18 protein-coding genes are annotated in these 19,597 nt (G+C 40.2%); all 18 read left to right on the top strand.

The window, feature by feature from the left end:
- The first annotated feature begins 14 nt into the window (after positions 1-14).
- The 18 genes from hpt to lysS all read left to right on the top strand — a co-directional run bounded on the left by hpt (position 15) and on the right by lysS (position 19,104).
- On the top strand, positions 15-554 hold the full coding sequence (gene hpt / locus ACFSGI_RS01805) for a hypoxanthine phosphoribosyltransferase (protein ID WP_204827311.1): 540 nt from the start codon (positions 15-17) through the stop codon (positions 552-554).
- A 143-nt stretch (positions 555-697) separates the two neighbouring features.
- The gene (gene ftsH, locus ACFSGI_RS01800) at positions 698-2,752 is read left to right on the top strand and encodes an ATP-dependent zinc metalloprotease FtsH (RefSeq protein WP_204827312.1); all 2,055 of its coding nucleotides are present in this window, start codon (positions 698-700) and stop codon (positions 2,750-2,752) included.
- Positions 2,753-3,032: 280 nt separating this feature from the next.
- Positions 3,033-3,977, top strand: coding sequence for a quinolinate synthase NadA (nadA, locus tag ACFSGI_RS01795; protein WP_204827313.1), 945 nt, complete (start codon positions 3,033-3,035; stop codon positions 3,975-3,977).
- 20 nt (positions 3,978-3,997) lie between these two features.
- A complete protein-coding gene (gene nadB, locus ACFSGI_RS01790) occupies positions 3,998-5,641 on the top strand; it encodes an L-aspartate oxidase (RefSeq protein ID WP_204827314.1) in 1,644 nt (547 codons plus the stop codon).
- On the top strand, positions 5,631-6,497 hold the full coding sequence (gene nadC, locus ACFSGI_RS01785; protein ID WP_204827315.1) for a carboxylating nicotinate-nucleotide diphosphorylase: 867 nt from the start codon (positions 5,631-5,633) through the stop codon (positions 6,495-6,497). Before nadB ends, nadC begins: the two co-directional genes overlap by 11 nt.
- A gap of 6 nt (positions 6,498-6,503) precedes the next feature.
- A complete protein-coding gene (locus tag ACFSGI_RS01780) occupies positions 6,504-7,316 on the top strand; it encodes a type III pantothenate kinase (protein WP_204827316.1) in 813 nt (270 codons plus the stop codon).
- Between the two features lie 59 nt (positions 7,317-7,375).
- On the top strand, positions 7,376-8,272 hold the full coding sequence (gene hslO / locus ACFSGI_RS01775; RefSeq protein WP_204827317.1) for an Hsp33 family molecular chaperone HslO: 897 nt from the start codon (positions 7,376-7,378) through the stop codon (positions 8,270-8,272).
- 14 nt (positions 8,273-8,286) lie between these two features.
- Positions 8,287-9,195, top strand: a complete 909-nt coding sequence (locus ACFSGI_RS01770; protein WP_204827318.1) for a peptidyl-prolyl cis-trans isomerase — start codon at positions 8,287-8,289, stop codon at positions 9,193-9,195.
- 188 nt (positions 9,196-9,383) lie between these two features.
- Complete coding sequence (cysK, locus tag ACFSGI_RS01765) at positions 9,384-10,322, top strand: cysteine synthase A (protein ID WP_204827319.1); 939 nt, start codon at positions 9,384-9,386, stop codon at positions 10,320-10,322.
- Between the two features lie 214 nt (positions 10,323-10,536).
- On the top strand, positions 10,537-12,162 hold the full coding sequence (locus ACFSGI_RS01760; protein WP_204827320.1) for an anthranilate synthase component I family protein: 1,626 nt from the start codon (positions 10,537-10,539) through the stop codon (positions 12,160-12,162).
- A complete protein-coding gene (gene pabA / locus ACFSGI_RS01755) occupies positions 12,159-12,746 on the top strand; it encodes an aminodeoxychorismate/anthranilate synthase component II (RefSeq protein ID WP_204827321.1) in 588 nt (195 codons plus the stop codon). Before ACFSGI_RS01760 ends, pabA begins: the two co-directional genes overlap by 4 nt.
- On the top strand, positions 12,743-13,645 hold the full coding sequence (gene pabC / locus ACFSGI_RS01750) for an aminodeoxychorismate lyase (RefSeq protein ID WP_204827322.1): 903 nt from the start codon (positions 12,743-12,745) through the stop codon (positions 13,643-13,645). The genes pabA and pabC overlap by 4 nt, the downstream gene beginning before the upstream one ends.
- Positions 13,642-14,514 (top strand): dihydropteroate synthase, encoded by an 873-nt coding sequence (folP, locus tag ACFSGI_RS01745; RefSeq protein WP_379282272.1) that lies wholly within the window; start codon positions 13,642-13,644, stop codon positions 14,512-14,514. Before pabC ends, folP begins: the two co-directional genes overlap by 4 nt.
- Before the next feature lie 14 nt (positions 14,515-14,528).
- Entirely contained in the window at positions 14,529-14,891 is a 363-nt protein-coding gene (gene folB, locus ACFSGI_RS01740) for a dihydroneopterin aldolase (protein ID WP_204827323.1), read from the top strand.
- Between the two features lie 9 nt (positions 14,892-14,900).
- Positions 14,901-15,431, top strand: a complete 531-nt coding sequence (gene folK / locus ACFSGI_RS01735; protein ID WP_204827324.1) for a 2-amino-4-hydroxy-6-hydroxymethyldihydropteridine diphosphokinase — start codon at positions 14,901-14,903, stop codon at positions 15,429-15,431.
- 108 nt (positions 15,432-15,539) lie between these two features.
- Positions 15,540-16,571 (top strand): tRNA dihydrouridine synthase DusB, encoded by a 1,032-nt coding sequence (gene dusB / locus ACFSGI_RS01730; RefSeq protein ID WP_204827325.1) that lies wholly within the window; start codon positions 15,540-15,542, stop codon positions 16,569-16,571.
- A gap of 239 nt (positions 16,572-16,810) precedes the next feature.
- Positions 16,811-17,290 (top strand): transcription elongation factor GreA, encoded by a 480-nt coding sequence (gene greA / locus ACFSGI_RS01725; protein ID WP_204827326.1) that lies wholly within the window; start codon positions 16,811-16,813, stop codon positions 17,288-17,290.
- Between the two features lie 281 nt (positions 17,291-17,571).
- Positions 17,572-19,104, top strand: a complete 1,533-nt coding sequence (gene lysS, locus ACFSGI_RS01720; protein WP_204827327.1) for a lysine--tRNA ligase — start codon at positions 17,572-17,574, stop codon at positions 19,102-19,104.
- Positions 19,105-19,597 lie beyond the last annotated feature (493 nt).

The following is a 19,597-nucleotide window of genomic DNA, read 5'->3' as shown; positions in this document are numbered from 1 at the left end:
GAGGTTCAACCAAGTTGCGCAATGACATTGAAGAAGTACTCATCAGTGAAGAAGAGATTCAGCAGAAGATTTTAGAACTTGGCAATAAGCTAAGTGAAGATTACAAGGGTCGCAACCCGCTTGTGATTTGTGTATTAAAAGGTGCTTTTGTATTTATGGCGGATCTGGTTAAACGGATCGATGTACCGCTTGAGATTGATTTTATGGCGGTATCCAGTTATGGAGCATCTACCAAATCATCCGGCGTTGTCAAAATCATTAAAGATCTAGACGTTTCTGTAGAAGGTAGAGACGTACTGATTGTAGAAGACATTATTGACAGTGGACTCACGCTTAGTTACCTTATGGAGGTATTGCGCGGTCGTAGTGCTAGTAGCGTACGTGTAGTTACTCTTTTCGATAAGCCAGCAGGCAGAACGGTCAACTTAGAAGCAGATTATACTGGTTTTGTTATACCGGATGCTTTTATTGTTGGATACGGTCTGGATTATGCTGAGAAATACCGGAATCTACCCTACATTGGGATTTTAAAGCCGGCAATTTATTCAAACTAATTACCTATGCTCTGATAACAGTTATATCCAAGTGTCGATATATTGTCCGATACCCTAATATCTGTTATTTGACTTCGAGCTCTATTGAGAACGTAAGTCTTGCTATGGTAAAATAATTTAAGTGTCTCGAGAGGAGGTAGGGGATGAATCGGTTCATCCGGAATTCGGGTTTCTATTTAATTCTTTTTTTAGTCGTGGTGGGCATTGTTCGTTACGTTAGTGACGGAAGTGAAGCTACCGATAATCCAAGATATGATCAGCTTAAAGCAGCACTTGCTGCTGGTAATGTCTCCTCTGTTACGGTTCAGTTTGATAACTATGCCTATTTGGTTACAGGTGAATACAAAAATAAACCAGCAGATGCTAAATCTAATGCGTTTTCTTCTTACATCCCTGCCACTGATGCGGCGATCAACGAGATCGAAACAGCTAGTGACAATGGGGGTACACAAGTAACCATCAAGCCGATGGAAGGCGACAGCATTTGGTTGTCATTTATCACTTCGATGATACCGCTTGTGATCATGTTTATTCTATTCTTCTTCCTTTTCAATCAAGCTCAGGGTGGCGGCGGCAAAGTCATGAACTTTGGTAAAAGTCGTGCTCGCTTGTATAACGAAGAGAAGAAAAAAATTACATTTGAGGATGTAGCAGGGGCTGACGAAGAGAAACAAGAACTCGTCGAAGTTGTTGATTTCCTTAAAGATCCACGTAAGTTTAACGCAGTGGGAGCTCGTATTCCTAAAGGGGTACTTCTTGTAGGTCCTCCGGGTACAGGTAAAACATTGCTTGCTCGTGCAGTAGCAGGAGAAGCAGGCGTTCCGTTCTTCAGCATTTCCGGTTCTGATTTCGTGGAAATGTTTGTCGGTGTCGGTGCGTCGCGTGTACGTGATTTGTTTGAGAATGCGAAGAAAAATGCACCATGTATTATTTTCATCGATGAGATTGATGCAGTCGGTCGTCAACGGGGCGCAGGTCTTGGTGGCGGTCATGACGAACGTGAACAAACGTTGAACCAACTCCTTGTTGAAATGGATGGTTTTGGAGCAAACGAAGGTATTATTATCGTAGCTGCAACGAACCGTCCAGATATTTTGGACCCTGCATTGTTACGTCCAGGTCGTTTTGACCGTCAAATTACGGTTGATCGTCCAGACGTGAAAGGTCGCGAAGCTGTATTGAAAGTTCACTCACGTAACAAACCACTTACGTCTAACGTAAGATTGGATACAATTGCGAAACGTACAACAGGTTTTACAGGTGCAGATCTGGAGAACTTGATGAACGAAGCAGCATTGCTTGCTGCACGTCGTAATCGTCGTGATATTTCGATGACTGAGGTTGATGAAGCAATTGACCGTATCATCGTAGGTACAGAAAAACGTAGTCGTGTTATTAGTGATCGTGAAAAACGCATCGTTGCTTATCATGAAGCGGGTCATACGATTGTAGGTTACTTCTTGGAGCATGCGGATATGGTACACAAAGTTACTATCGTACCGCGTGGACGTGCTGGCGGGTATGTTATTATGCTTCCCAAAGAAGACCGTATGCTTGTAACGAAACAGGAATTGTTGGACAAAGTAACTGGTTTGCTAGGTGGTCGTGTTGCTGAAGAATTATTTATCGGCGAGATTGGTACTGGAGCATACAGTGATTTCCAACAAGCAACTGGTATCGTACGTAGCATGATCGTTGAATACGGTATGAGTGAGAAGCTTGGACCGATGCAATTCGGTACTGCTCAAGGTCAAGTATTCTTGGGTCGTGATATCGGACACGAGCAAAACTATAGTGATAAAATCGCTTATGAAATTGATCAAGAAATGCACCGTTTTATTACGGAATCTTACGAACGTTGCCGCGAATTATTGCAAAAACATTCAAGAGAAATGCATTTGATTGCTCAAACATTGCTTGAAGTAGAAACATTGGATCTAGAGCAAATCAAAGAATTGATTGAAACTGGATCTTTAAGTGATACAAATGGCGATGGTAACACAAGCGGTTCAGGGGAAACACCAGAAGGTGGCGAACCTACTGTAGATACAATTGGTGGTTCTTTGAGTTTGGAGAAAGATAACACTCCATCTACACCTGGATTAGGTAAAGACGGAGATATTCCAAACAGCCCGACCAATGGCCCTGGTGAAGATCGTGGACCAAATGGAACAGGTGGAAGCACACCTACTTCTTAATCAATAATGAAGATGCAACAAATATGAAAGCCCGAAGATGATAATCATCTTCGGGCTTTTTTGTGCGATTAGATCAATGTGCTAATTCACTGATTGACAAATAGCTATGCGATTGTGTACATTATTGGTTGAACATTGATCACAAATTAGACACAAGTTACACGATAGTACGAGATATTTTTCACAAACTTTATAGATAGTAATTTTCTATTCATCTAGAACCTACTTGTCTGTCTAACATTGTGAAATGAATCTCAAACAATGAAAAGGAGTGATTACGATGGAAGCGTTAGCAATGGAAAAGAAAGCAGAACGGGATGCAGAGCTTAAAGAACGTCTTTTACAATTAAAAAAAGAACGCAATGCAATTATTTTGGCTCATTATTATCAACGAGATGAGATTCAAGAAGTAGCTGATTTCCGTGGTGACTCTTTTTTGTTAGCGCAAAAAGCGGCTCAGACTGAAGCCGATACGATTGTCTTTTGTGGGGTTCATTTTATGGGCGAAAGTGCTAAGATTCTAGCACCTAACAAAACAGTGATTATTCCTGATGAGCGTGCAGGTTGTCCGATGGCAGATATGGTCAATGTAGATGGATTACGTCGATTAAAGGAAAAGCATCCCAACGCAAAAGTAGTCACTTATATCAATTCGTCTGCTGAAATTAAAGCCGAAACTGATATTTGCTGTACTTCGGCTAATGCAGTTAAAGTGATCCAATCCGTAGACTCTGATGAAATTATCTGGGTACCTGATAAAAATTTGGGACATTATGTACAACAACATACGGATAAAAAAATGATTATCTGGGAAGGCTACTGCAATACTCATGATATGTTGACCGTCAAAGACGTGATGGAGATGAAAGCGAAATATCCTCAGTCTGAATTTGTAGTTCATCCTGAATGTCGTCCAGACGTAGTCGCATTAGGAGATTTTGTAGGTAGTACTACAGCGATTATCAAATATTGCAAAGAATCACCTTGTCAGGAGTTTATTGTAGGGACAGAAGATGGTACAGGATATCAGCTTCGCAAAGACAGCCCGGATAAAACATTTCGTTTTGCGAGTAAATATTTAGTATGTCCGAATATGAAAGTAAATAATTTAAAAAAATTAGTCAATTGTCTTGAGCAAATGAAACCGCAAATTTATGTACCGCCTGTTGTTGCTGATCAAGCTCGTGTTTCTTTAGAACGGATGCTACAAGTATCTTCATCTTGAATGATTGAGAGGAACCCAAAATGATTCCAAATCGCCTAATCGATTATCAATTGAGTGAATATATTCACAAACAAGTAGATGTTATTATTATCGGTTCAGGAATTGCAGGGCTGTTTGCTGCTATTTTGGCAAGTGAATATAAGCACGTTCTTATGATTACCAAGAAATCGTTGTTAGAAAGTAATACCCGTTATGCTCAGGGCGGGATAGCGGCTGTGATTGCAGCAGATGATTCTCCTCTTTATCATCGTCAAGATACATTACTGGCAGGCGCAGGACTTTGTTCTTCATCTGCGGTAGATGTGCTTGTACAAGAAGGGCCCGCAGGGGTACAAGAATTGATTCGGCTCGGGACTTTATTCGATACGATTGATGGGCAGTTAGAGTTAACCAGAGAAGGAGCGCATAGTCACCGTCGTATTTTACATGCCAATGGTGATTCTACAGGGTATGAGATTGTTAGAGCACTATCTCAACATGTAGCTGAACATCCCCGTATTGAAGTATGGGATGAGCATTTCGCTATAGATTTAATAACAGAACATAATGAATGTACAGGTGTCATCGTCAAGCAACCGGATGATCGCCTAGTCTATGTCCAAGCAGAAGCAACAGTGATTTGTTCAGGAGGTAGTGGGCAGTTATATCAATATACGACGAATCCTGATGTTGCTACAGGCGATGGAGTAGCGATGGCATATCGTGCAGGCGCACAGGTACGAGATATGGAATTTATTCAATTTCATCCGACAGCATTGTGTTATCCAGGTGCACCACGATTTCTAATTTCAGAAGCGTTACGCGGAGAAGGCGCTATTTTACGGAATCGCAAAGGCGAAGCTTTTATGGCAAATTATCATCCGTTACTCGAATTAGCACCACGCGATATTGTAGCTAGAGCGATTATCAGTGAAATGGAAAATGAAGATAGTGCTTTTGTATATCTGGATATTACCCATGAGACAGAAGAAGTACTAAAGCGCCGTTTTCCAACGATTTATGAGACCTGTATGAGTTATGGTTTACAACTTGCTCAAGATTGGATACCGGTAGCACCAGCCGCTCATTATATGATGGGTGGGATCAAAACAGATCTTCAAGGAGCAACCAGTATACAGCGATTATTTGCTTGTGGTGAAGTATCTTCTACGGGTATTCATGGAGCGAATCGGTTAGCTAGTAATTCGTTATCAGAAGCAATTGTTTTTGGAAAAAGAGTCGTACAGCAAATTCTTCAACTGAATCCGCTCGATACTGTACACACAGATTCCTTTTTACCAACATCTAATTTTTTTTATAACAAGAATGTACCTGAATTCACAAAGTCTAGTGAGCAGTGGATCAGCTTGCGATTAGAATTACAACAGATTATGGGACAACATGCAGGGCTTCGTCGCACAGCATCTTCTCTTCAAGACGGATTGAATAAGCTAGAAGCATTAGCAGTTATTTTCGAATACCCTTTGCATACCCGCGAAGCGATAGAACTCGCTAATATGCTCACCTGTGCACTACTTGTTATGCGTTCTGCTCTTTACCGAGAAGAAAGTCGTGGCGGACATTATCGAGAAGATTTTCCAGAACGTAATGATAATCACTGGCAACAACATATTGTACAACAAATTGATCAGGAGCTAACAAAGGAGAGTAGTGATGATGTTTAATGGTTATCAGGAAAATCTTATACAATGGATCAAGTTGTGGCTTCAAGAAGATGTAGGCGCTGGCGATATCACAACAGCTACTACCGTTCCGCAAGGACATATTAGTCGCGCGGTTATTCATGCTAAGCAAGACGGTATACTTGCTGGACTAACGGTTGCAGAATTAGTATTTCATACGGTGCATCCTGATTTAACTTTTCAACCTATCGCTCAAGAAGGACAAAAGCTACACAAAGGTGATATCATTGCAGAAGTAGAAGGCAATACTCATCATCTACTCACAGGCGAGCGACTAGCACTCAATTTGTTGCAGCGAATGTCGGGGATTGCTACTCGTACGCGTGAATATGTAGATGCGATTCAAGCATTACCGGTACGATTAGTCGATACACGCAAAACCACACCAGGACATCGTATGCTTGAAAAATATGCGGTACGTGTTGGTGGAGGTCATAATCATCGTTTTGGATTATATGATGCAGTTATGATTAAAGACAATCATATCAAAGCAGCAGGCGGGATTACAGAAGCTGTGACTTCTGCACGCCAGCAGATTCCGCACACGATGACGATTGAAGTGGAGACTGAAAGTATAGAGCAAGTACAAGAAGCTTTGACTGTGGGCGCAGATATCATTATGCTTGATAATATGCCGATTGAACGTATGCAAGAAGCAGTGCGTATGATTCGTCAGCAAGCACCACATGTTAAAATCGAAGCATCAGGCAATGTATCTTTGGAAACTATTTATAATTTGGCCGCCACAGGTGTTGATATTATATCGGTAGGGAGATTGACGTATTCTTTTGAAAATCTGGATATTAGTCTGGATTTGGGTGCGAAGAAAGGGGAGTGACGCACTTTGATAGTTGTGATCGATATAGGGAATACGAATATTGTGCTAGGCGTGTATAAAGGAGAACAATTGCTTCATCATTTCCGCATCAGTACGAATCGACAAGCAACACCAGATGAGTACGGTGTGATGGTGCATAATCTTTTTCAAATGTCTAAAATTGAAATAGATCATATTCAAGGTATTATTATTTCTTCTGTTGTGCCACCAATTATGCATACGTTAGAAGAAATGTGTAGAAAATATTTATATCATACTCCTATGATTGTCGGACCGGGCATACGCACCGGTCTGAACTTGCGTTATGAGAACCCGCGTGAAGTAGGAGCAGATCGGATAGTGAATGCAGTTGCAGCTGTTGCCAAATACGGTGGCCCGGTGATTGTAGTTGATTTTGGCACAGCGACAACATTTGATTGTATAGATAGCAAAGGCGATTATTTAGGTGGAGCGATTGTACCTGGAATTGGTATTTCAACAGAAGCTTTATATCAACGAGCTTCTAAATTACCCAATATTGAACTCGAAAAACCTAAAAAAGTGATTGGACGCAATACCGTTCATGCGATGCAATCTGGTATTATATATGGATACGCAGGTCAAGTGGATGGTATCGTCAAACGAATTCATGCTGAAATGGGCGTTATTGGTAAAGTCATTGCGACTGGTGGTTTGGCAGAACTTATTTCCAGTGAAACCGAAACGGTAGATGAAGTGAATCCGATGCTTACTCTTGAAGGATTGCGTTTGATTTATGAACGTAATATAGTTACAACCAATATAGACAAAACTTTTGGTACGCCTAAAGCGTCTAAATAAAAATAGAAGAACATGCTCATTGGAATATACAGCAAGAGCAACGAGGGGAGCTATTACAAATGGAAAATCAAAATCATACAAAACCGGATCTTTTGGTTCGTGGTATAGCATTAGGTGGCAAAGTACGTGCATTTGCTATTCGTTCTACTCATTTAGTGGAAGAAGCACGTCAACGTCATGATACATGGCCTACAGCAACAGCAGCGATGGGTCGTACCTTAACAACAGCAGCAATGATGGGTGCGATGCTTAAAGGTGAAGAAAAATTAACGTTGCAAGTCAAAGGTGACGGGCCTCTTGGTCAGATCGTAGCAGATGCTAATGCTAAAGGCGAAGTTCGTGGATATGTCGATAATCCGCATGTACATTTACCAAGTAATGCAATGGGTAAATTGGATGTAGCTGGTGCAGTAGGTACAGAAGGATTTGTGTATGTAATCAAAGATTTGGGGCTTAAAGATCCTTACCGCGGAAGTGTACCGATTATCTCAGGAGAATTGGGTGAAGATTTCACCTACTATTTTGCGAAGTCTGAACAGACTCCTTCTGCTGTAGGAATAGGCGTACTGGTCGATACAGACAATTCTGTTATTGTAGCAGGCGGATTTATTATTCAATTGTTGCCAGGTCTTACCGATGCCGAGATTGATCAAATCGAACAATCGATAGGCGCTTTGCCGCCGGTAACTACTCTTTTAGCAGAAGGATTAGAGTTAGAAGAACTGTTACGCCGTGTTGTGCCTGATGCAGAAGTGATGGAAACATCGGATGTACGATTCTATTGTTCTTGTTCCCGTGAACGTGTAGAGCAGACATTGATGAGTCTAGGCGAATATGAGTTAACACAATTGATTGAAGAAGATGGACAAGCAGAAGTAGTATGTCATTTCTGTGGTGAAAAGCATTTATTCAATCGTCAAGATCTGGAATCTATTCTTGCTGAAGCTAAAAGTTAAGGAATACGAAATATATGACTAGAGGCAGATCACCTGTATGGACAGCCGTCTTGGTCTTATTATCTGTAATTATTATGCTGCTCGGTGCCTTTTGGGTGATCCGGGCAGTTCAACATTCTAGCTCTTCTACAGTAGCGATGGTAGGTAATGAGTCAATTAGTGAACAAGAATGGGTCGATGAATTAAAACGAAGATACGGCAAAGAAATTTTGACACAAATGCTCAATCATCAAGCCGTTAAGCTTGAAGTACAAGTACGCCATATTGCGGTTAGCGAAGAAGAAATTCAAGATGATCTAGCAGAGCGGATTAGCGGATATTCTTCACCAGCAGACTTTTATCAGGAAATGAATACTCAATTTGGATTGAGCGCTGATGACCTGAGACAAGAATCGGAATATCAGATTGAACTCGAAAAGATTGCCACAGCAGATATCAAAATCACCGATGCAGAAGTAGATGCGTATCTAGAACAATATAAGCAATCGATGACCAAGCATCAATTTGATTTGTCATGGATTGAATTGGACAATGAATCGTCTGCGCAACAAGCAATAGAACGTATCGATCAAGGTGAGGTTTTTTCAGCAGTTGCACAGTCCATGTCTGTAGATACATTTTCAGCACCACAAGGTGGAGCACTTGGATGGATTGATCAAGATGATCCTTTTCAACCACCTGAAGTATTAAAAGCGATTCAAGATATGCAAGCAGGTGATATCGTTGGGCCGATTGCGCTGAGTACAGGTCATTATGCGATTGTACAAGTCACCGATATTCGTCCTGCTCCCTCGTCCGAACAGACGTTAAGCCGGGAAACAGCAAGACGTAAAATCGCACTCGGGCAAGCCAAACCGTTAACAGAAATTGAGCAGCAATTACGAGAAAAATACAATGCGTATATTTTATCTGTAGCAGAGTAAAAATATTTACTCTATCTGCTCAATTTCCTATTGTTTTTGCTAAATGCTAGATTGACAACACTGTGACACATTGATAATATAAAAGTATATTAAAACCTACTATTTTACTCGGAATAGCGTAGATTAGACATATAGAATATAATTTATATTCGCAGCTACGTTCAATCATTTGAAGGAGGGCTATAGGCATGGCAAAAGTCGTCAATAACATTACAGAACTTATCGGAGGAACACCGCTAGTTAAGTTGAATAGTATCGTTCCTGAAGGAAGCGCAGATATTTATCTGAAGCTTGAATATCAGAATCCGGGTTCCAGTGTCAAAGATCGAATTGCAATCAGCATCGTAGAAGAAGCGGAAAAACAAGGTTTACTTAAACCTGGTGGTACGATTGTTGAAGCAACCAGTGGTAACACAGGTATTGGTCTGGCTATGGTCGCTGCTGCTAAAGGATATAAATGTGTAATTGTAATGCCTGAAACGATGAGTATTGAACGTCGTAATTTGCTTCGTGCATATGGAGCAGAATTAGTTCTTACTCCAGGATCAGAAGGTATGAATGGAGCTGTCAAAAAAGCAGAAACGATTTTGAGTGAAAATCCAGATTACTTTATTGCAGAGCAATTTAAAAATAAAGCAAACGTTAAAATTCACCGCGAAACAACAGGGCCTGAAATTGTTGAAGCGATCGGTTCAATCGGTGGAACGTTAGACGCGTTTGTAGCAGGAATCGGTACAGGTGGTACAATTTCTGGTGCGGGTGAAGTGCTAAAACAGTCTTTCCCAGAGATCAAAATTTATGCTGTAGAACCTGCAGCTTCTCCTATTTTGGCAGGTGGACAACCAGGTCCTCACAAAATTCAAGGGATTGGCGCTAACTTTATTCCTGAAATTTTGAACCAAAACATTTATGACGAGATTATTCACGTTGAAAATGAAGAAGCTTTTGAATGGGCTCGTCGTGTAGCCAAAGAAGAAGGAATTCTTACAGGTATTTCTTCAGGTGCAGCGATCAAAGCCGCTCTACAAGTAGCAAAAGAATTAGGTACAGGCAAGCGTGTAGTTGTTATCATCGCAAGTAATGGTGAACGTTACCTTAGTACACCATTGTATAACTTTGAATCTTAATCCTGATACCAGAATAATATAAAATAGTGTTGCTAGATGTACTGATGTTTCCGTATTGGAATTAAGTCATCTATTGATAATTATTTTATATTCTGATCAATATCTATAATAAGCTTCTACCCTTGTCTATATGGCTGAGGAGTAGAAGCTTTTTTATTTCTCGCATCTTCTCATTCGATCTACGCTTTAGTATACTAACGACAACGAATAGATCATGAAGTTGGAGGAAGATCGATTGACCAAAGTATATACATCATTTCAACAATGGATAGACTGGCAAGCAGCAGGATATACACAGTTGCCTTATATTGTGCAGATTCCTTTGCAAGATCAACTATTGCCGGATAGCTGGGAACAATTATGGCAAGAACAGATGCCATATTCGTTTATATTGGAAAATGGAAAAAACGGCAGATACAGTTATCTTGGACTTTCTCCGATCTCGATCCTGAGCGGTCAAGACGGGCAAGCACATATTCGCAATGCAACAAGCATCACTCCTATATTATCGTGGCAACATGTACAACCTGAATATGTAGCTGATGCATCGTATACAGGCAAGCCTTTAGATATACTGCGAACATGGATGTCTACCGATCGTGCACCTAGATTAGAAGAAGTGCCCCCTTTTACAGGCGGATGTGTTGGTTTTCTAAGCTATGATGTAGCTCGTTCTTTAGAAAAATTACCAGATCGGTTGAGTAATGATCTTGGAATGCCTGATTATCTATGGATGAAGTTCAATCAAGTATGGGTAATCGATCATATCGAAAAGCAATTGTACTGTTGTGTGCATACATTGATCAATGAACATACAGATCATCAACAGGATTATGATTATGCGGCTACATGTGCAATGCAAATGGCTGAAAAGTGGAAACATATGATCCAGCAGTCACAGTTATCTTCTACATTGGCACGTAAGCAATTTTTAGCTGAACATCCTGTAGCATTAAGCGATTCACGTACAGATGGTTATGGATTTGAGACTGGATTTGATCAAGTTCAATTTGAAAAAGCAGTGCAAACGATTCAGGAGTATATCCGTCAGGGTGATGTATTTCAAGTCAACTTATCTTTACGCAGTCAGCGACCGTTAACTTCAGCGCCGGAATCTGTGTATGAATGGTTACGTTTGACTAATCCTTCTCCATATATGGGATTGTTGCGTACACCTGATTTTCATTTAGTATCGGCTTCGCCTGAACTGTTAGTGCGTGTAGTAGATGGCAAAGTGTCTGCACGACCGATAGCAGGTACAAGACGCAGAGGAACAACAGACATAGAAGATCAGGCGATGGAAGACGATCTGTTATCCAATGAAAAAGAACGTGCTGAACATATTATGCTGGTTGATCTTCAGCGTAATGATCTAGGGCGAATCGCCAAATATGGTACAGTGCGCGTACCGGAATTGATGACGATTGAGCGCTATTCGCATGTGATGCATTTAGTATCGGGAGTCGAAGGAGAGTTAGCCGATTCCAAAGATGTGTATGATGTAATAGCCGCTGTATTTCCCGGTGGAACAATAACCGGTGCACCAAAAGTACGTACGATGGAAATTATCGAAGAGTTAGAACAGACACGTCGGGGTGCATATACAGGTTCGATGGGCTGGATTGACTATAATGGTAATATGGAATTAAATATTATTATTAGAACATTAACTGTTAAAGACAATATAGCTTATATGCAAGCCGGAGCTGGTGTAGTGATCGACTCGGTACCTTATCGTGAATATCGCGAATGTTTTAACAAGTCTAGAGCGATCGCTAGAGCAGTGATGTTAAGTGAACAATATGATCAAGTGCAAGCAGAGAAGGGGAGAATATTATGATACTCGTAATCGATAACTACGATTCATTTACGTATAACCTTGTACAATATTTAGGCGAATTGGGTGAAGAGGTTGTGGTTCGTCGCAACGATGAGATCGATATGGCAGGTATTCGTGCAATGGCGCCAGATCACATTTTATTATCTCCAGGTCCATGTACACCAACAGAAGCTGGTATTACGATAGACGTTATCGAAAATTTCAAAGGCGAAATTCCGATCTTTGGTGTCTGTCTCGGTCATCAAGCGATCGGTCAAGCTTTTGGCGGCAATGTGATTCGTGCCGAACGATTAATGCATGGTAAGACGTCACCTATTTTGCATGACAAAACATCTGTTTTTGAAAATCTACCGTCTCCGTTTACAGCGACTCGTTATCATTCATTAATCGTAGAACGTGAAAGTTTACCCGATTGTTTAGAAATTACGGCTGAGACGGCTGAAGGCGAAATTATGGGTCTGCGTCATAAAGAGTATGCAGTCGAAGGTGTGCAATTCCATCCAGAATCAATTGTGACCGATCATGGACATGAAATGTTGCGTAGCTTTTTGAGTCGTAAAGTAGATAAAGCACCAACTGTATGAACTATGTATCGTTAAATGGTCAAATTATTGCTACAGATCAAGCCGTGGTCTCTGTCATGGATCATGGCTTTTTGTATGGGATGGGATTGTTTGAGACGTTTCGTACCTATAATGGACAGCCTTTTTTATTACAACAACATCTAGCACGATTATCGGCAAGTTGCCAATCATTAGGAATCATCTGGGATCAGTCGATCAATGAGGTATCTGCGCAGATTCAGCAATTAATGATCGCCAATCAATTATCAGATGCTTATATTCGTTATACCGTTTCAGCAGGAATCGATATATTAGGTCTACCTTCAGGAGAATATGAACAGCCTACTATCGTGATCTATGCCAAATCATTACCTTCAGCACGTCCTGATTCTATTTCGCTTACTGACCATCTGTACAGTCATAGCAAGTCATTACGTCGCTTACACACATTACGCAATACACCGGAAGGTGATATTCGTCTCAAGTCGCTCCATTATATGAATAGTATTTTGGGCAAGCGTGAATTAATCCAATATCAAGATAACCCTGTTACCGCTGTAGAAGGATTGATGCTAACCAAGGAACAATATCTAGCAGAAGGCATCGTAAGTAATGTGTTTTTTGTAAAAAATCAACAATTGCACACCCCTGCTATAGATACAGGGATATTGCCAGGGATTACACGCGCTTTTGTAATTCAATTAGCAGAGTCTGCTGGAATCACAGTACATGAAGGTCATTATACATGGGAGCAGTTACTAGAAGCGGATGAAGTCTTTTTAACCAATTCGATTCAAGAAATAGTACCTGTAAATCAACTGTTAGAACATGCAGCAACATACAAGCTTCCTGAACTTCTTTCTAACTCTATTACTTTTCAATTAGCTTATGCGTACCAGAAGGAGGCTTATCAGCAGTGAAACAGCCTATTCGCTATACACGAACATATCATATGGGTTCTGCTACCGTAACACTTGGAGATTCAACATTACTGATGGGCATTTTGAATGTTACACCGGATTCTTTTTCCGATGGTGGACAATATACAGCAATAGATCGTGCAGTTGAACATGCTTTGCAAATGATGCAAGATGGAGCTGATCTAATTGATATTGGCGGAGAATCTACTCGTCCGGGGCATGAGCCGGTATCTGCCGAACAAGAATTAGAACGTGTACTTCCGATTATTGAAGCGTTGCACCGGGAAGCTCCACATATTCCGTTATCGATTGATACGTACAAAGCAGAAGTAGCCAGACAAGCATTACAAGCAGGTGCTCATATCATCAATGATGTATGGGGCGGACAAGCTGACCCTTTGATGTTACAAGTTGCCGCTTCTGCGCAGTGCCCGATTATTTTGATGCACAACCGAGACAATATGGATTATACGAACTTTATTGCAGATGTACGTCATGACCTTCAATATTGTATCGATCAAGCGCTACAAGCAGGTGTACAAGCAGAACATATCATTTTAGATCCAGGAATAGGATTTGCCAAAACAGCAGATCATAATTTACAGCTAATGATGGAGCTTAATCAACTATCCTCACTAGGGTATCCGTTATTGTTAGGAACCTCTCGCAAAAAGTTTATTCGGACTGTTCTAGATTTACCTGCTCATGATGTAGTGGAAGGAACTACAGCTACTACTGCTTTTGGAATTGCTCAAGGCTGTCAAATTATTCGTGTGCATGATATTAAGCAGAATAAGCGTATGGCAACGATGTGTGATGCGATGGTGCAGTCTACTCGTAATCACGAAAACGAACAATTTGATATATAGAAGGAGTATGTGTAATGGATAAAATGATTCTGACGCGTATGGAATATTACGGGTATCATGGTGTTTTTGAAGAAGAGCGTCGATTAGGTCAACGTTTCTATGTCGATTTAGAATTAGAAATGGATCTAGCAACAGCCGGTCAGACCGATGATCTCAGCACTACAATCAACTACGCTGAAATTCACGAAAAATTAAAACAAGTGGTAGAACAGCAATCGTTTAAATTGATTGAAGCTCTCGCAGAATGTATTGCATCCTCTTTATTGGACGCTTATACTGATGTACATGCACTAACGGTAAGAGTAACCAAGCCTCATCCACCATTTGATATTCATTTTCAAGGTGTTACTGTGGAATTGCGGCGTACACGAAAGTGAGAATCTGTCATGAAGTCATCTGTTCCCTCTGAATATTCAGAGGCTTATATTGCTTTAGGCGCTAACTTGGGCGATCGTGAGCAGACATTAACCGAAGCTATACAGATGCTGAATGATCATTCCGATATAGAGATTGTTCGTTGTTCAGGTCTGTACGAGACTGATCCTGTCGGATATATCGATCAACCTTGTTTTCTCAATATGGTATTGATGTTACGTACTACATTAGAGTCGGAATCTTTATTAATGAGTATGTTGGATGTCGAAAATCGGTTAGGTCGGGTACGAGATATTCGCTGGGGACCACGTACAGTAGATCTGGATTTGTTATGGATGGACAATCAACAACTGCATACCGAACGTTTAGAATTACCTCATCCACGAATGTATGAAAGAGCTTTTGTACTGGTTCCACTAGCAGAATTAGTATCGTCTGATCATCATCCCGAGTTATTTCAATCGATTCAGCAATCGTTAACTGATATTGAAGCTGAACAACAAGGGATTCATTATGTTAAAGCTTTTACTATGCCCTTATAGTTCAAAATTAAAATAAACCGCAGATCACAGAATCTGTTGCTTGATAAAGGGAATCAGTCGCTTGTTGGGATGCTACATTATGGATAGAGATACAAGGAGTGAACCCGAATGCTAAAAATCGGTGATATAGAAATGAAAAATCAGGTCGTACTCGCACCTATGGCTGGAGTATGTAATCCTGCTTTTCGTTTGATAGCCAAAGAATTTGGTACAGGTCTTGTCTGTGCTGAAATGGTAAGTGATAAAGCTATTCTGAATGGTAACAAGCGCACACACGAAATGTTATTTGTTGATGAGCGCGAGAAACCGTTAAGTTTGCAAATTTTTGGTGGAGATCGTGAATCTCTAGTGGCAGCAGCCAAAGTGGTCGATCAAGATACCAATGCAGATATTATTGATATCAATATGGGTTGCCCTGCCCCTAAAATTAACAAAAGCGATGCAGGAGCGAAATGGTTACTTGATCCGAATAAGATTAATGAAATGGTAGCCGCTGTAGTTGCCAACGTAAGCAAACCAGTTACAGTGAAAATGCGTATCGGTTGGGATAGCGATCATATTTTTGTTGTCGATAATGTCAAAGCGGTAGCAGATGCAGGTGGTAAAGCTGTGAGCGTTCATGGTCGTACCCGTCAGCAACTATATACAGGACAAGCCGATTGGTCTTATATCAAACAAGCCAAAGAAGCTGTTTCTATTCCTGTTATCGGGAATGGTGATGTCGTAACTCCTGAAGATGCGAAGCGTATGCTAGATACAACTGGTTGCGATGGAGTAATGATCGGACGCGGAGCATTGGGCAATCCGTGGATGTTATATCGTACGATTGAATTTTTAAAAACAGGGCAATTGCTATCCGAGCCTACAGCAGAAGAAAAAATCAGAATAGCGATTTTGCATATGGATCGTTTGATTAATCTCAAAGGTGAGCATGTAGCAGTAAGAGAAATGCGTAAACACCTTTCCTGGTATTTGAAAGGGATCAAAGGATCAGCCAAAATCAAAGACTCGATCATGGAAGAAGTTAAACGTGATGAAATGGTACAGATTTTGCACAATTTCTTAGAAGGATTACCTCAAGGTGAACTAAGTTCCCCAGGAAACGAATTAGAAGAAGTAGAGCAAGTGTGCAGTATCTAAATCAACACAATAAGTAGCAATTATAAAGGCAGGATACAGTGTTAGATACTGTTCCTGCCTTTTTATTGACATTTCGTAATCATTCCCATATACTTTTTCAGTATAAATTTGCCTGAACTAAAGGTTTAGATACAGTAATTAAGCCTCTTTGGGGAATCCCTAATCCAATCATCATTTCGACAAGAAACCCCGAAGCGCGATGAGCGAAAATTATTCACATGACAGGAGAATCGGTTGAGATGAGCGACAAAGAAGTCATTTTAACACAGGACGGTCTGAAGAAGCTGGAAGACGAGCTAGAAATGCTTAAATCTGTAAAACGACGTGAAGTAGCAGAGCGAATTAAAGTTGCTATCGGGTACGGTGATATTAGTGAGAACTCCGAATATGAAGATGCTAAGAATGAACAAGCATTTATCGAAGGACGCATCATTACACTTGAAAAGTTGCTACGCAACGCTCGTATTATCAATAGCGATGAGATTGTTACCGATATCGTAAGTATTGGCGCTACTGTAATCGTAGAAGATATGGAATTTGGCGATACGATGGAATATACCATTGTAGGTAGTGCTGAATCGAATCCTTCACAGAATAAGATTTCAAATGAAAGTCCTGTAGGTAAAGCTATTCTTGGTAAGCAAAAAGGAACAACCGTTGATGTTAGCGTTCCTGCTGGCGGTGTAATTCAGTACAAAATTCTTGAAATCAAAAAATAAGATTGTCTTATGTATGTTGAGATAAGCAGATCGTATTTATGTTATATCCTATGAAAAAGCTTCCTTTGGGAAGCTTTTTTCTTGAAATGAACACCTAATATATGGACATTTCACAAATGTTGCGCAGATATTATCAATTAAAATCGTTTTATAGATTTATGAATACAGTCAAATCAGGTACACTATAGTCATAGTGTATATTTCATAGCATGTATGTGAGATTATCAATAGATATGAAATATAGCCAACAGGTACTACTTTGAAGGAGTTGAAGTTCAGCAATGTCTGAAGAAAATGTAAACCCTAATCCAGAAGAGATGGATAATGAAAACGAAATAAGTGAGCTATTACAAATACGTAGAGACAAGCTAGATGAATTACGCGGTCTAGGTATTGATCCGTTCGGACAAAAGTATGTACGTACTTCTACAGCAGCAGATGTAATCAGTCAATACGATAGCTTAACCAAAGAAGAGCTAGAAGAAAAAAGTATCACAGTAAGTTTAGCAGGACGTATTATGGCTAAACGTGGTATGGGTAAAGCAAGCTTTGCACATATTCAAGATTTGAGCGGACGTATTCAAATCTATGTTCGTCAAGACAGTACACCAGAAGTGAAGTACCAAGCATTCTCTATTCTTGATCTTGGAGATATCGTTGGGGTAACAGGTAAAGTATTCAAAACCAAAACAGGCGAAACTTCTATTAAAGTAAGCGATCTAGAAGTATTGTCCAAATCACTTTATCCATTGCCAGAAAAATATCATGGTCTCAAAGACGTTGAATTGCGTTACCGTCAACGTTATGTTGATTTGATTGTGAACCCGGAAGTACAACAATCATTTATCACGCGTTCCCGTATTATTCAATCGATGCGTCGTTATTTGGATTCTCTAGGTTATCTAGAAGTAGAAACACCTACACTACATTCTATCGCAGGTGGAGCCGCAGCCAAACCGTTTATCACTCATCATAATGCGCTAGATATGGAACTATATATGCGTATTGCGATCGAGCTTCATTTGAAACGTTTGATTGTTGGTGGTCTTGAGAAAGTATACGAAATCGGACGCGTATACCGTAATGAAGGAACATCAACCCGTCATAACCCTGAGTTTACGATGATCGAATTGTATGAAGCATACGCAGATTACAAAGATATTATGAGCTTAACCGAAAATATGATTGCTCATATCGCTCAAGAAGTACTAGGTACAACACATATTCAATATCAAGGACAAGATATTGATCTAACTCCACAATGGCGTCGCCTTTCTATGGTAGATGCTGTTAAAGAAGTCAAAGGTGTAGACTTTGGCGTACAGATGACCAATGAAGAAGCTCATGCACTGGCTAAAGAACACCATGTAAAAGTAGAACCACATATGACATTCGGTCATATTTTAAATGAATTTTTCGAGCAGTTTGTAGAAGAGACGCTAATTCAACCAACCTTTATTACAGGACATCCGGTTGAAATCTCTCCACTTGCTAAACGCAATGTAGAAGATCCGCGTTTTACAGATCGTTTCGAATTATTCGTTGTTGCTCGTGAACATGCTAATGCATTTACAGAGCTTAATGATCCGATAGATCAACGCCAACGTTTTGAAGCGCAAATGGTAGAGAAAGAAAAAGGAAACGATGAAGCTCACGAGATGGATGATGACTTTATTCGTGCATTAGAATACGGTATGCCGCCTACAGGTGGACTTGGTATCGGTATAGACCGTCTAGTTATGCTTCTAACAGATGCAGCGTCTATTCGTGATGTACTACTATTCCCACATATGCGTAATCGTTCAGCAGAGTAATCACTAAGCGATCATAGGAAGATAGATACTTCTAACGGATACCGAATAAAGAAGGATAAGGCCGATAATAGACTCTGGCTTTATCCTTCTTTTTATTCTATAACCTTGTTATACATATAGTATGGCAGTATATAAATGCACCATCTATTAATTAATACTTTCAACAATATAAAAATAGTTTATAGAAAGTGTTGCACTAATGAAAAATATGTGGTATTCTATAAATCCAGTCAACAACTGGCACCACGGCGTTTAAGCGAGTTGCAAAAACAACTTAAAAAACTTTTTCAAAAAAAGTGCTTGCCAAGTGGTTGGAAACATGATATGATATAAAAGTTGTCAGCGAGAAACACAGATAACGAAAAATGAAATGTTTGATCTTTGAAAACTGAACAACGAGTGAGTAAAACAAAGGTCTTAGCCGACCTTTACAAATAGAGAACTTCGGTTCTCGCCAGTTTCAATTGAGCAAGTCAAACACTTTATGGAGAGT

The organism is Paenibacillus nicotianae (genome assembly GCF_042681745.1).
GTDB classification, from domain to species: Bacteria; Bacillota; Bacilli; order Paenibacillales; family Paenibacillaceae; genus Saccharibacillus; species Saccharibacillus nicotianae.
Note: the sequence above shows the minus strand (reverse complement) of the source record. Positions and strands in the feature narration are given on the sequence as shown.

Bases quoted from the DNA above. Each gene is read 5' to 3' on its own strand.
- ftsH (WP_204827312.1), top strand. From the start codon at position 698: ATGAATCGGTTCATCCGGAATTCGGGTTTCTATTTAATTCTTTTTTTA.
- nadA (WP_204827313.1), top strand. From the start codon at position 3,033: ATGGAAGCGTTAGCAATGGAAAAGAAAGCAGAACGGGATGCAGAGCTT.
- nadB (WP_204827314.1), top strand. From the start codon at position 3,998: ATGATTCCAAATCGCCTAATCGATTATCAATTGAGTGAATATATTCAC.
- nadC (WP_204827315.1), top strand. From the start codon at position 5,631: ATGATGTTTAATGGTTATCAGGAAAATCTTATACAATGGATCAAGTTG.
- hslO (WP_204827317.1), top strand. From the start codon at position 7,376: ATGGAAAATCAAAATCATACAAAACCGGATCTTTTGGTTCGTGGTATA.
- ACFSGI_RS01770 (WP_204827318.1), top strand. From the start codon at position 8,287: ATGACTAGAGGCAGATCACCTGTATGGACAGCCGTCTTGGTCTTATTA.
- cysK (WP_204827319.1), top strand. From the start codon at position 9,384: ATGGCAAAAGTCGTCAATAACATTACAGAACTTATCGGAGGAACACCG.
- ACFSGI_RS01760 (WP_204827320.1), top strand. From the start codon at position 10,537: ATGAAGTTGGAGGAAGATCGATTGACCAAAGTATATACATCATTTCAA.
- pabA (WP_204827321.1), top strand. From the start codon at position 12,159: ATGATACTCGTAATCGATAACTACGATTCATTTACGTATAACCTTGTA.
- pabC (WP_204827322.1), top strand. From the start codon at position 12,743: ATGAACTATGTATCGTTAAATGGTCAAATTATTGCTACAGATCAAGCC.
- folB (WP_204827323.1), top strand. From the start codon at position 14,529: ATGGATAAAATGATTCTGACGCGTATGGAATATTACGGGTATCATGGT.
- folK (WP_204827324.1), top strand. From the start codon at position 14,901: ATGAAGTCATCTGTTCCCTCTGAATATTCAGAGGCTTATATTGCTTTA.
- dusB (WP_204827325.1), top strand. From the start codon at position 15,540: ATGCTAAAAATCGGTGATATAGAAATGAAAAATCAGGTCGTACTCGCA.
- greA (WP_204827326.1), top strand. From the start codon at position 16,811: ATGAGCGACAAAGAAGTCATTTTAACACAGGACGGTCTGAAGAAGCTG.
- lysS (WP_204827327.1), top strand. From the start codon at position 17,572: ATGTCTGAAGAAAATGTAAACCCTAATCCAGAAGAGATGGATAATGAA.